Source organism: Paracoccus amoyensis, from assembly GCF_014490725.1.
In the GTDB taxonomy this organism is placed as follows: domain Bacteria; phylum Pseudomonadota; class Alphaproteobacteria; order Rhodobacterales; family Rhodobacteraceae; genus Paracoccus; species Paracoccus amoyensis.
Genome location: NZ_JACOQL010000004.1, coordinates 83,482 through 95,711, shown reverse-complemented (window position 1 = coordinate 95,711; position 12,230 = coordinate 83,482). Strand labels below are relative to the sequence as shown.

Genomic DNA, 12,230 nt, shown 5'->3' with positions numbered 1-12,230 from the left:
ACGCCGCGCGGCGATTACTATTCCAAACGAAAAATCAAGGTCGCCAAAGGCGGCAATGTGATGCTGATGGAATCGAGAAGACCATCCCATTCCACCGCTTCGCTTGCGACACCACCGGCATTGCCGCGATTCCCGCCCCCGTAGGTCGCGGCATCACTGTTCATCACCTCGCGCCAGTGCCCGGCAGCGGGAACACCCAGCCGAAAGCCTTGGTGCTCGACCGGGGTAAAATTGCAAACCACGACGACCGGCGCATCGTTTTCGTCGCCAAAACGGGCGAAGCAGATGGTCGATTTCTGCGGATCATTGGCAATCCAATGGAAGCCGGACGGATCGCAATCGTGTCGATACAGCGCGGGCGTGTCGCGATAGATCAGGTTCAGATCCCGCACCAAGGCCTGCAAACCGCGTTGCTTTTCACCATGCAATGCATCCCAATCCAGCGAGACATTGTGGTTCCATTCCTGCCACTGACCAAATTCGCAGCCCATGAACAACAGCTTCTTCCCCGGATGCCCCCACATGAAGCCGTAATAGGCGCGCAGATTGGCGAATTTCTCCCACTCATTCCCGGGCATCTTGTCGATCATGCTGCCCTTGCCATGAACAACCTCATCATGGCTGATCGGCAGGATGAAATTCTCGGAAAAGGAATAGTCGATCGGGAAGGTCATCAGGTGATGATCATAGGAACGATAGATCGGATCTTTTTCGATGTAACGCAGGGTGTCGTTCATCCACCCCATGTTCCACTTGAAACCAAAACCCAAGCCACCCGCATCGACCGGCGTCGTCACGCCCGGAAAGGCGGTCGATTCCTCGGCCACGGTCATGATGCCATCGACGCGGCCATAGGTCTGGACATTCATGTCCTTCATGAAGTCGATGGCTTCATAGTTTTCGCGCCCGCCGTCGCGGTTCGGAATCCATTCGCCATCCTTGCGGGAATAGTCGCGATACAGCATCGAGGCGACGGCATCCACGCGCAGCCCGTCGATGTGGTATTCCTCTAGCCAATACAGTGCGTTGGCGACCAGATAATTGCGAACCTCGGTCCGGCCGTAGTTATAGATCAGGGTGTTCCAGTCCTGATGAAACCCTTCGCGCGGATCGGAATGTTCATACAGATGCGTCCCATCGAACTGCGCCAGACCATGCGCGTCTGACGGGAAATGCCCCGGCACCCAGTCAATCAGCACGCCCAGACCGGCATCATGGGCCGTCTGAACCAGATCGCGAAATTCATGCGGAGGGCCAAAGCGAATGGTCGGGGCATACATGCCAACCGGCTGATAACCCCATGATCCATCAAACGGAAATTCGCTGATCGGCAGGAATTCAAGATGGGTGAAGCCCATCCATTTGGCATAGTCCACCAGCTCGGTCGCCAGCTCCTTGTAGCTGAGCGGCCGGTTTTCCGCCGTGCGGCGCCATGATCCCAAATGAACTTCGTAGATCGAGATCGGCTGATCGCGGCGATTGCGTTCGCCCCGCACGGCCATCCATTCATCATCTGTCCAGCCATAGCCGGAAATGTCGCGCACGACAGAGGCAGTTTCCGGCGGATGCTGCGATCCGAAACCCACAGGATCGGCCTTTTCAAGGATCGCGCCATTCTGACCGGCAATCTCGTATTTATACGATGTGCCATCGCCCAGACCGGGCATGAAAATTTCCCACACGCCGGTATTGCCGACCCGACGCATCGGGTTGCGGCGACCGTCCCATTGGTTGAAGTCCCCCAGGACCGAAACACGCGCCGCATTCGGTGCCCAAACCGCGAAATGCGTGCCAGCCACACCTTCATGCGTCACAGGATGCGCGCCAAGCGCCTTCCACAGCTCTCGATGCGTGCCTTCGCCTATAAGATACTGGTCCACCTCGCCCATGACGGGGCCAAAGCGATAGGGGTCGTCAAACTCCCAGCTGTCGCCATTGTCAAAGCTGGCGCGCAATCGATAGGGCGTTTTCGAGGTCGGGATCGGGCCGCCGAACAGCGCGCCTTCGATCCGGGGCAGTTCGACAACCATCTTGCCGATGATCGCTTCCAGCTTGTCGGCATCGGGAACCAGCGCGGTCAACCAGACCTGCCTGTCCTTTTTGTGCAGACCAAGCGCGTCGAAAGGTGATCCGTGGTGCGCATCCAGCAGGCTGCGGATGGCCTCATCGGATAAATGGGGCGGACGCTGCGATCGGATCATAGGTCACCCTCTCCCAAAGACTGCAAAACTCCAACGTCATTCATGGTGCGATATGGCGGCGAAAAAACAATCATCCGCACATTGCCCTAGCCGCCCGCTTTTCGCGCAATGACAAATCCATTCGGCCCAAGGCCGATCTCATCATCGGCAATCTTGGCGGCCTGCGTCAACAAGGGCGTGAACTTGCCGCTGATTGGCGCGGCCACGGAACCAGCCGACAGGTTGAACAGGCAGATGAAATCGTCACCGCGTTCATATCCCAGGACAGGCTCTGGCAGGTCCAGAAAGCGGATGTCGCCGTCGCGCAGATCGCCCTCGGACTTTCGCAGGGCCAGCATCTGGCGATAGAAATTCAGCACGCTGTCGGGATCGTCATCCTGGACCGAAACCGCCCGCCGTTGTTGCGGCGCCTTGACCGGCAGCCATGTCTTGTTGGCCCTGGAAAAGCCCGCATTTGCGGCGTTGGCATTCCAGGCCATCGGCGTGCGGCACCCGTCGCGGCCCTTGTATTCGGGCCAGAAGGTAATGCCATCGGGGTCCGTCAGTTCATCAAATTCCAGAACCGTATCGACTTGGCCCAATTCTTCGCCCTGATACAGGCAGACCGATCCTTCAAAGGTCAGCAGCATCGCCGCCGCTTGCCTGGCCAGTGCATCCTGATCGGCCGCATGCGGCAGCCAACGCCCAACATGGCGCGGCACATCATGGTTGGAAAACGCCCAGCAGGGCCAGCCATCGGGCGCGCCTTTGAAAAACGCCTCGATCCGGCTGCGGAAATGGGCGGCGGTGAAATCGGGCCCAAGCATTTCGAACGAATAGGCCATATGCAGGCGCTTGCCGCTGGTATATTCACCCATCAGCTTGATCGCCATGTGGCTGTCGCCGACCTCGCCCACGGTGGCGCGGGCATCGTATTCATCCATCAGCGCACGGATGCGTTCCAGAAAGCCCAGATTTTCAGGCTGATTCTTGGAGAACAGGCAGAACTGCATATCCACCGGCTTCACCGCACTCTGCGCCCAGGGCAGGTAATTGCAGGCATTGTCGCGCAACAGCCTGTCGTGGAAATAATAGTTCACCGTATCCAGCCGGAACCCATCCACGCCCCGCTCCAGCCAGAACCGCATGGTCGACAGCAGGTAGTCCTGCACCTCGGGGTTGTGGAAATTCCAGTCCGGCTGCGAGGCCAGGAAGTTGTGGAAATAATACTGCCGACGGCGCGAATCCCACTCCCAGGATGAGCCGCCAAAGATCGCCAGCCAGTTGTTCGGCGGCGTGCCATCGGGGTTCGGCTCGGCCCAGACATACCAATCGGCTTTCGGATCATCCCGAGAGCTGCGGGATTGGGCAAAGAACGGATGCTGGTCGGATGAGTGAGAGATGACCTGATCGATAATGACCTTCAGGCCCAGCTGATGCGCCTTGGCCACCAGCGCATCGAAACCGGCCAGATCGCCGAAGGACGGATCGACATCGGTATAATCCGAAACGTCATAGCCCATGTCCTTCATCGGTGAGGTAAAGATCGGCGACAGCCAGATTGCATCGACGCCAAGCGCCGCCACATATTCCAGCCGCTCGGTAATTCCTGTCAGGTCGCCAATGCCATCTCCGTTGGAATCCATGAAGGATCGCGGATAGATCTGATAGGTCACCGATCCCCGCCACCAGTCCTGATCCATCACCGCCATGCTGCCCCTCAAAGTCGAATCGTTACTGTTTGCCCTAACAAGATATCTATTGCGCAGACATGAAGCCTCAACAAGGTGAAAGCCTTATCACCGAACAGGGAATAACAAGGCCCGTCATTTCGTCCCGATGCGGCCTGTCGAAAGGCTGCACGAAAAATCTGAAAACAATGCTATCATAGGCGCAGATTCAGACATGCACCGAGAGCTGAAATCTTCGCAAAAGTAACTTTGCGTAAATTGAATGCGCGTTTTTATAAATTTCGAATATTTACGCGCATCAGCGAAAATTCCCGTTGACACATCGCCCACCAGCGTGATCGGATAGCCCAGCTTTGAGGAGGGCTTATGTCGGATATCGTCGGCCATTTCATGACCGAACGTGGCGTCAGCGTCAGCGCATATGCCATGAGGATCGTCGCCCACCGGCCATCGATCCGGCATGCCGACAGCAATCCCGCCCGCATTTTCCGCACAATCGCCAAGGCTTTTGGCAAAATCCGCCACAGCCAATCCTGCGCTACCCTGACACACCTTTGGCACGCCCCTGACAGCGTGCAGCGCAACGCATCGCCCAAGATTTTGGAGAACCGGATGACCAAGATGAGGACCGTCGCATGACGCTGGAATTGCGCGGTGTATCGAAGTCCGTTGACGGTCGGGTGCATATCCATCCGACCGACCTGACCTTGCAGCCGGGCAGCATGAACGTTCTGCTTGGCCCCACACTTGCCGGCAAAACATCCCTGATGCGGCTGATGGCCGGGCTTGATCGCCCAACCGAGGGACGCGTGTTCTGGAACGGCGCAGACGTGACTGACCAGCGCGTGCAGGACCGCAAGGTCGCGATGGTCTATCAGCAATTCATCAACTATCCCACGATGAGTGTTTACGACAACATCGCCTCGCCCTTGCGGTTGATGGGGGTGGACAAAGCCGAAATTGATCGCCGCGTTCGTGCAACCGCCGACATGATGCGCCTGACGCCCATGCTGTCGCGCAAACCGTTGGAGCTTTCGGGCGGTCAGCAACAACGCTGCGCTTTGGCCCGCGCGTTGGTCAAAGGCGCCGGATTGGTCTTGCTGGATGAACCGCTGGCAAACCTCGATTACAAACTGCGTGAAGAACTGCGTGCAGAAATTCCGCGCATTTTCGAAGAATCGGGCGCGATTTTTGTTTATGCCACCACCGAACCCGAGGAAGCTTTACTGCTGGGTGGCAATACCGCGACCCTGTGGGAAGGCCGCGTCACGCAATTCGGCCCGACACCCCAGGGGTATCGTGCCCCTCAGGACGCCATCACCGCACGGGTTTTCAGCGATCCGCCGATGAATTTCAAAACGGTGCGCGTGGCAAACGGCCGTGCGATGATCGACGATGCCGGCTGGGACATTGGCGGCCTGCCGGACGGCGAATACCTTGCCGGGTTCCGCCCTGCGCATCTGTCGCCGGAAAGCAGGGGCGACGCCATCGCCCTGCGGACAGTTCTGGACACGACCGAAATCACCGGCGCACGCACGTTCCTGCATCTGTATCATGGCACCGACCGGTGGGTCGGTCTGGTCGACGGCGTGCATCAGCTTGAACCCGGACAACAGCTGACCGCCTGGGTCGATCCTGCGCATATCTACCTGTTCACACCCGATGGTGCGCTGGCCAGACCTGCGCCCTACGCGGCTGCGGCCTGGATCATGCCAGAGGGAAGCAACACATGACAAAAATCATTCTGGAAAATCTGGCGCATTCCTATCTGCCCAATCCGACAAAGGATTCGGACTGGGCCCTGAAACCGATGAACATGACATGGCAGGACGGCGGAGCCTATGCGCTGCTGGGCAGTTCCGGCTGTGGAAAATCGACGCTGCTGAACATCATCTCGGGCCTTTTGGTGCCGTCGCGGGGGCGTATCCTGTTTGGCGATCAGGACGTGACCAACCTGCCGACGGCAGCACGCAACATCGCGCAGGTTTTTCAGTTTCCGGTTGTCTATGACACCATGTCGGTGCGCGACAATCTTGCCTTTCCGCTGCGCAATCGCGGCATGGCCGAAGCCGATGTCGCCAAGCGTGTGGCCGAGGTGGCGGCGATGATCGGCATGACCGACACTCTGGATCGCCGCGCCAAGGGACTGACCGCCGATGCCAAGCAAAAGATCAGCCTCGGCCGTGGCATGGTGCGCCAGGACGTGAACGCGATCCTGTTCGACGAACCGCTGACCGTCATCGACCCGCATATGAAATGGGAATTGCGGACCCAGTTGAAGGATCTGCACCGCCAGTTCGGCCACACGATGATCTATGTCACCCATGACCAGACCGAGGCCCTGACCTTCGCCGATCAGGTCGTGGTCATGTATGACGGCCGCGTGGTGCAGGCTGGCACACCGCAGGCGCTGTTCGACACGCCGGAACACACCTTCGTCGGCTATTTCATCGGCTCACCGGGCATGAATGTCATCGACGCGCAGGTGAACGGCAATATCGCCACGGTGGAAGGCGCGCAGATCGCGCTGATGCACGGCTTTGGTGCCCTCTCGGGCAAGACGCAGTTGGGCATCCGTCCCGAATTCCTTCGTCTGTCCACCGGCGACGACGGCCTGCCCTATCAGATCAGTCGGATCGAGGATGTCGGCCATCACCGCATCCTGCGCGGCAAGGTCGGCACGGCGGACGTGAACGTGATCGTCCCCGAAGGCCAGCCCATCCCCGCAGACGCCAACCGGATCATTCCCGATCCGGCGCATACCCATGTTTATGTCGATGACTGGCGCGTTGATCCCGCCAAAGCTGAAAGGGCCGCATGATGGATAAACCCGTCAACAACCGCGCCTGGTTTCTGGTGCTGCCGGTGCTGCTGCTGGTCGCCTTTTCGGCGGTGCTGCCGCTGATGACGGTCGTCAACTATTCGGTGCAGGACACCTTTGGCGGCAATGAGTTCTTCTGGGCCGGGCTTGAGTGGTTCGATGAGGTCATCCACTCGGACCGTATCCGCGCCGCCCTTGGGCGGCAGATCCTGTTCTCGGCCATCATTCTGGCGATCGAGATTCCGCTGGGCATCTTTGTCGCGCTGAACATGCCGAAAAAGGGCTTCTGGGCCAGCTTCTGCCTTGTCCTGATGGCGCTGCCGCTGCTGATCCCGTGGAACGTGGTCGGGACGATCTGGCAGGTCTTTGGCCGCGTCGATATCGGCCTTCTGGGCCACACGCTGAAGGCGCTTGGCATCGACTACAACTACGTCAACGATGCGATTGATGCGTGGATCACCATCATCGTCATGGATGTCTGGCACTGGACCAGCCTTGTCGCGCTGCTGTGCTATGCCGGGTTGCAATCCATCCCCGACGCCTATTACCAGGCGGCCAAGATCGACCAGGCATCGCGGTGGAAAGTCTTCCGCTATATCGAGCTGCCCAGGATGCAGGGCGTGCTGTTGATCGCCGTGCTGCTGCGCTTCATGGACAGCTTCATGATCTACACCGAACCCTTCGTCGTCACCGGCGGTGGTCCGGGCAATGCCACCACCTTCCTGTCGATTGATCTTGTAAAAACAGCAATCGGTCAGTTCGATCTTGGCCCCGCCGCCGCGTTCAGCCTGATCTACTTCCTTGTGATCCTGTTGATTTCCTTCGTCTTCTATACTGTGATGACCAAAGATCAGGGGGGTCAATAATGGCTGCTGTCGCTGAATCCAAAGGGCGCGGCTCTGCCGTCGTGATGGCGCTGTATCTGCTGTTCCTGATGCTGCCGATCTATTGGCTGCTGAACATGTCGCTGAAAACCAATCGCGAAATTCTTGGCGTTTTCAGCCTGTGGCCGCAGAATCCGACGCTGGCCAATTACAAGACCATCCTGACCGATCCGTCATGGTATATGGGTTACGTCAACAGCATGATCTATGTGGTGATGAACACCGTCATCTCGATCACCGTGGCGCTGCCTGCGGCCTATGCCTTCTCGCGCTATCGGTTTCTGGGCGACAAGCACCTGTTCTTCTGGCTTCTGACCAACCGCATGGCCCCGGCGGCGGTTTTTGCCCTGCCCTTCTTCCAGCTTTATTCGTCCATCGGGTTGTTCGACACCCATATCGCCGTCGCCTTGGCACACTGCCTCTTCAACGTCCCCCTCGCCGTCTGGATTCTGGAAGGCTTCATGTCCGGCGTCCCGCGCGAGATCGACGAGACCGCCTATATCGACGGCTATTCCTTCCCGCGCTTCTTCGTGAAGATCTTCATGCCCCTGATCGCCAGCGGCATCGGCGTCGCCGCCTTCTTCTGCTTCATGTTCTCATGGGTGGAACTGCTGCTGTCGCGCACCCTGACCTCGGTCAACGCCAAGCCCATCGCGGCCACGATGACCCGCACGGTCAGCGCATCAGGCATGGATTGGGGCGTGCTGGCGGCGGCGGGTATCCTGACGATCATTCCGGGCGCGTTGGTCATCTGGTTCGTCCGCAACTACATCGCCAAGGGCTTTGCATTGGGGAGGGTGTGATGATCAACCTGCGCTCTTTCATCTTGGCGCAAATATCCCGGGGGTCCGGGGGCAGCGCCCCCGGGAGTTTCATGACCGAAAGACGAGGCCACCAATGACCAGATCCGTCAATACCGGCTTTGCCATCGCGGGCCTGATCTGGCTCGGCTTCCTCTGCTGGCTGATCACGCTTGTCCCCATGCGCGATGACGCACGGGACTGGTTCGGCGGCATCAATCCCGGCGGCTGGATGGCGTGGACCTTTCCGACCGCGCTGTTCTTCACCATCATCGCGGGCCTGTTGATCCTGTTCACGTGGCTCGCCATCCGCTTTCCCGAAACGCCGCGCAAGGGCGTTCTGGGCATCATGACGACGCGCGGCGACCGGCTGTTCATCAGCTTGCTCGGCTCGGCCTTTATCTGCCTGATCTGGTTGGGCGTGATGGGGATGCCGGTCTGGGGCGGGCTGGCCGTCGCGCTGATCTACGCCGCAGCGGTGTTCCGTTGGGTGTAATAACCGCTGGCAAATGCCAGTATTTTGGGAGGTAGACATGAAACTTCACCTGACGACCGCCATGGCGCTTGCGCTGATGGCGACCGCCGCGCAGGCCGATATGGACGCGGCAAAGAAATTCCTGGATGAGGAAATCGGCGAACTGTCCTCGCTGGACCGCGCCGCGCAAGAGGCAGAGATGCAGTGGTTCATCGACGCCGCTGCACCGATGTCGGGCATGGAAATCAACGTGGTGTCCGAAACCATCACCACGCATGAGTATGAATCCAAAGTGCTGGCCCCGGCCTTTACCGCGATCACCGGCATCAAGGTGACCCATGACCTGATCGGTGAAGGCGATGTGGTTGAAAAGCTGCAAACGCAGATGCAGTCGGGCGAAAACGTCTATGACGCCTATGTCAACGACTCTGACCTGATCGGCACCCATTGGCGCTATCAGCAGGCGCGCAACCTGACCGACTGGATGGCGAATGCGGGCAAGGATGTCACCAACCCCAACCTCGACATCGACGACTTCATCGGCAAATCCTTCACCACCGCGCCGGATGGCAATCTGTATCAGCTGCCCGACCAGCAGTTCGCGAACGTGTACTGGTTCCGCTACGACTGGTTCAACGACCCGGAAATTCAGGCCGCGTTCAAAGAAGAATACGGCTATGATCTGGGCGTTCCGGTCAACTGGTCCGCATATGAAGATATCGCCAAATTCTTTACCGGCCGTGAAATCGACGGTAAGGAAGTTTATGGCCATATGGATTACGGCAAGAAAGACCCCTCGCTTGGCTGGCGCTTCACCGATGCGTGGCTGTCAATGGCCGGGAACGGTGACAAGGGCATCCCGAACGGCCTGCCGGTCGATGAATGGGGCATCCGCGTCGATGAAAACAGCCGTCCGGTTGGTTCCTGTGTGGCCCGTGGCGGCGACACCAACGGCCCGGCCTCGGTCTATGCGATTCAGAAATATCTGGACTGGATCACCGCTTATGCGCCACCCGCCGCGCAGGGCATGACCTTCAGCGAAAGCGGCCCGGTTCCGGCGCAGGGCGAAGTGGCCCAGCAGATGTTCTGGTATACAGCCTTCACCGCCGATATGGTCAAAGAGGGCACCCCCGTCGTGAACGACGACGGCACGCCCAAATGGCGCATGGCCCCCTCGCCGCACGGCGCCTATTGGCAGGACGGGATGAAGCTGGGCTATCAGGATGCCGGTTCCTGGACGTTGCTGAAATCGACGCCCGACGATCGCGCCAAGGCCGCATGGCTTTACGCGCAATTCGTGACCTCGAAGACCGTCGATGTGAAGAAATCGCATGTCGGCCTGACCTTCATCCGTGAATCGACCATTCAGGATGAAAGCTTCACCGAACGCGCCCCGAAACTGGGCGGCCTGATCGAGTTCTACCGCAGCCCCGCCCGCCTGAACTGGTCGCCGACCGGCACCAACGTCCCGGACTATCCGAAGCTGGCGCAGCTGTGGTGGCAAGCCATCGGCGATGCCGCTTCGGGCGCCAAGACCGCGCAAGAGGCGATGGACAGCCTGTGTGCCGAACAGGAAAAGGTGATGGAGCGTCTGGAACGCGCGGGCGTTCAGGGTGATATCGGCCCGAAAATGGCCGAAGAACATGATCTGGAATGGTGGAATAACTTCGCCAAGGAACACGGCAGCATCGCGCCGCAGTTGAAGCTGGAGAACGAAAAGCCGCAGCCGGAAACCATCAGCTATGATGAGCTGGTGAAAAGCTGGCAGCAGTAATCTGCCGGAAATAGAGATCAGGAAAGGGCGGCATCAGGGCCGCCCTTTTTTTGGGCTTTCCCTATTGCGCCTACAAACATCAATCATGGCTGCATTATGCCAAACCTTGCGACGGACCTTCAGACCAGCGGCACAAAGGCGCAAAATAAATGAAAGTAGACGTTCTTTTTTCGACGTCCTGGGCACCGTTGTCGACTGGCGCGGCAGTATCGCGTCAGAGGTGAAATCTTTCCTTCAGCGTCATCAAGTCCATTCAATCTGCCCGGAAGAATTTGCGGATGCATGGGTCGGGCGATACGATGCCGCCGTCGAGATGGTTCGGACGGGCGCGCGACCTTTTGTTTCCCTCGACACCATCAACATGGAAAATCTGGCAATCTGTCTTGCTGGGTTTGGACCACAGAAGACCAGCTTCCCACCTGCTGATTTGCAAGACTTGAACCTGGCATGGCACCGCTGGAAACCATGGCCGAATGCTTTGGCTGGCCGCAATGACGAACCCGCCCCAGCCGGCCTGCCCGATACCAAAATCCATCCGGCAAAATCACCCGAGATGACGTAGGATACGCCAAGTCCCGCCAGCAGAATCCACCCCGCCGATCCCCGGCGAAGCTGTCGTTTTTCCAGATAACCGTGATCGATATGGGATTCGCTCATCAGGTTATCCTTCGCTCACGGGGGGGTGGCAAGAAAACTGCGGCTGCCGGTCGCCGCGCCCAGGACCGCATCATCGGCCGAGCGATCCTTCAGTGCGACGCCGTATCTGCCGATCTTGGCGGCCTTAAAATACAGATAAGCCGCGCGCCGCGCCGCACGGCCATAGTCCAAACCAGCCTGCCGCACGTTTGAAATACAGTTGCGTCGGGCATTGATCAGGCCCGTTTCCGGCGCCCATGTGAAATAATGCCCCAAGGAATCCGGCGAAGACAATCCCGGTCTTTCCCCGATCATGACCAGCGTGGCGCGGGCCCTCAGCAATTGCCCGACATGGTCGCCAATCGCCACGCGTGCCTGTTCCACGATGATCGGCGGTGAGACGGTCACGCCTTTCAGCACGGGCAGAAATTTCTGCAAAAAGGCCACGATATTGTTTTGCAAGGCGAAAGAGGACAAACCGTCCGCGATGACCAACGCGATGTCCGGTGATTCCTGCGCCGCTGTTTCCAGCCGCTGGACCGACGCCTCGTCCAGCACCTCGCCCTGCGGGGGATAGCGCAGATAGGCTGTCCGATCCGCAGCCCTGGAATGCAGGATGATTGCGTGACCCAATTCCTGAAATGCCGCCAGTTCCTCGGTCAGCTTTCCAGTCTCCAACGGCAGATGCACGGCATCACGCGCCTGCGCATGGGCGATCTGAAAGTTCAGCAATTCGCGGGTCGGCAGGCTGATCCCCACACGACCCAATCCGATCCGGGCGTCGGTGAACCGGCGCAGGTTTGCTGATCCAACCCGTGATGCGCATTTGCCGACAGCGACGACCCTGCCCGGTTTCAAAATACATCACATTGTCGCCCACTGTCCCGCGCCGCAGGGACAGGGCGGCATCACGCGCCTCGGCCAAAGGCGAAACTATAGGTGCGGTCTCCAAGGCTGTGACGATAGGAT

12 protein-coding genes are annotated in these 12,230 nt (G+C 58.9%); 7 read left to right on the top strand and 5 right to left on the bottom strand.

Annotated features, from left to right (window positions below):
- Positions 1-17 precede the first annotated feature (17 nt).
- From glgB to H4P12_RS13000, 3 genes are all read right to left on the bottom strand, one after another.
- A complete protein-coding gene (gene glgB, locus H4P12_RS13010; RefSeq protein ID WP_187794097.1) occupies positions 18-2,201 on the bottom strand; it encodes a 1,4-alpha-glucan branching protein GlgB in 2,184 nt (727 codons plus the stop codon).
- Positions 2,202-2,287: 86 nt separating this feature from the next.
- On the bottom strand, positions 2,288-3,883 hold the full coding sequence (locus tag H4P12_RS13005; protein WP_223115822.1) for an alpha-glucosidase: 1,596 nt from the start codon (positions 3,881-3,883) through the stop codon (positions 2,288-2,290).
- Positions 3,884-4,006: 123 nt separating this feature from the next.
- Complete coding sequence (locus H4P12_RS13000; RefSeq protein WP_187794095.1) at positions 4,007-4,396, bottom strand: hypothetical protein; 390 nt, start codon at positions 4,394-4,396, stop codon at positions 4,007-4,009.
- 110 nt (positions 4,397-4,506) lie between these two features.
- On the opposite strand from H4P12_RS13000, the gene H4P12_RS12995 reads away from it, so the two are divergent.
- From H4P12_RS12995 to H4P12_RS12965, 7 genes are all read left to right on the top strand, one after another.
- Positions 4,507-5,604, top strand: a complete 1,098-nt coding sequence (locus H4P12_RS12995; RefSeq protein ID WP_187794094.1) for an ABC transporter ATP-binding protein — start codon at positions 4,507-4,509, stop codon at positions 5,602-5,604.
- A complete protein-coding gene (locus H4P12_RS12990; protein WP_187794093.1) occupies positions 5,601-6,692 on the top strand; it encodes an ABC transporter ATP-binding protein in 1,092 nt (363 codons plus the stop codon). Before H4P12_RS12995 ends, H4P12_RS12990 begins: the two co-directional genes overlap by 4 nt.
- Positions 6,692-7,558 (top strand): carbohydrate ABC transporter permease, encoded by an 867-nt coding sequence (locus H4P12_RS12985; RefSeq protein ID WP_187794092.1) that lies wholly within the window; start codon positions 6,692-6,694, stop codon positions 7,556-7,558. The genes H4P12_RS12990 and H4P12_RS12985 overlap by 1 nt, the downstream gene beginning before the upstream one ends.
- Entirely contained in the window at positions 7,558-8,379 is an 822-nt protein-coding gene (locus H4P12_RS12980; protein ID WP_187794091.1) for a carbohydrate ABC transporter permease, read from the top strand. The genes H4P12_RS12985 and H4P12_RS12980 overlap by 1 nt, the downstream gene beginning before the upstream one ends.
- Before the next feature lie 178 nt (positions 8,380-8,557).
- Positions 8,558-8,872, top strand: coding sequence for a DUF2160 domain-containing protein (locus H4P12_RS12975; RefSeq protein ID WP_343069841.1), 315 nt, complete (start codon positions 8,558-8,560; stop codon positions 8,870-8,872).
- A gap of 37 nt (positions 8,873-8,909) precedes the next feature.
- Positions 8,910-10,625 (top strand): ABC transporter substrate-binding protein, encoded by a 1,716-nt coding sequence (locus H4P12_RS12970; protein ID WP_187794089.1) that lies wholly within the window; start codon positions 8,910-8,912, stop codon positions 10,623-10,625.
- Positions 10,626-10,731: 106 nt separating this feature from the next.
- The gene (locus H4P12_RS12965; RefSeq protein WP_187794088.1) at positions 10,732-11,187 is read left to right on the top strand and encodes an HAD family hydrolase; all 456 of its coding nucleotides are present in this window, start codon (positions 10,732-10,734) and stop codon (positions 11,185-11,187) included.
- Between the two features lie 110 nt (positions 11,188-11,297).
- On the opposite strand, the gene eutC is transcribed toward H4P12_RS12965, so the two are convergent.
- Positions 11,298-12,059, bottom strand: a complete 762-nt coding sequence (gene eutC, locus H4P12_RS12960; protein ID WP_246449312.1) for an ethanolamine ammonia-lyase subunit EutC — start codon at positions 12,057-12,059, stop codon at positions 11,298-11,300.
- Positions 11,956-12,186, bottom strand: a complete 231-nt coding sequence (eutB, locus tag H4P12_RS18840) for an ethanolamine ammonia-lyase subunit EutB (protein WP_246449311.1) — start codon at positions 12,184-12,186, stop codon at positions 11,956-11,958. The genes eutC and eutB overlap by 104 nt, the downstream gene beginning before the upstream one ends.
- Between the last annotated feature and the right edge of the window lie 44 nt (positions 12,187-12,230).

Bases quoted from the DNA above. Each gene is read 5' to 3' on its own strand.
- glgB (WP_187794097.1), bottom strand. From the start codon at position 2,201: ATGATCCGATCGCAGCGTCCGCCCCATTTATCCGATGAGGCCATCCGC.
- H4P12_RS13005 (WP_223115822.1), bottom strand. From the start codon at position 3,883: ATGGATCAGGACTGGTGGCGGGGATCGGTGACCTATCAGATCTATCCG.
- H4P12_RS12995 (WP_187794094.1), top strand. From the start codon at position 4,507: ATGACGCTGGAATTGCGCGGTGTATCGAAGTCCGTTGACGGTCGGGTG.
- H4P12_RS12990 (WP_187794093.1), top strand. From the start codon at position 5,601: ATGACAAAAATCATTCTGGAAAATCTGGCGCATTCCTATCTGCCCAAT.
- H4P12_RS12985 (WP_187794092.1), top strand. From the start codon at position 6,692: ATGGATAAACCCGTCAACAACCGCGCCTGGTTTCTGGTGCTGCCGGTG.
- H4P12_RS12980 (WP_187794091.1), top strand. From the start codon at position 7,558: ATGGCTGCTGTCGCTGAATCCAAAGGGCGCGGCTCTGCCGTCGTGATG.
- H4P12_RS12975 (WP_343069841.1), top strand. From the start codon at position 8,558: ATGCGCGATGACGCACGGGACTGGTTCGGCGGCATCAATCCCGGCGGC.
- H4P12_RS12970 (WP_187794089.1), top strand. From the start codon at position 8,910: ATGAAACTTCACCTGACGACCGCCATGGCGCTTGCGCTGATGGCGACC.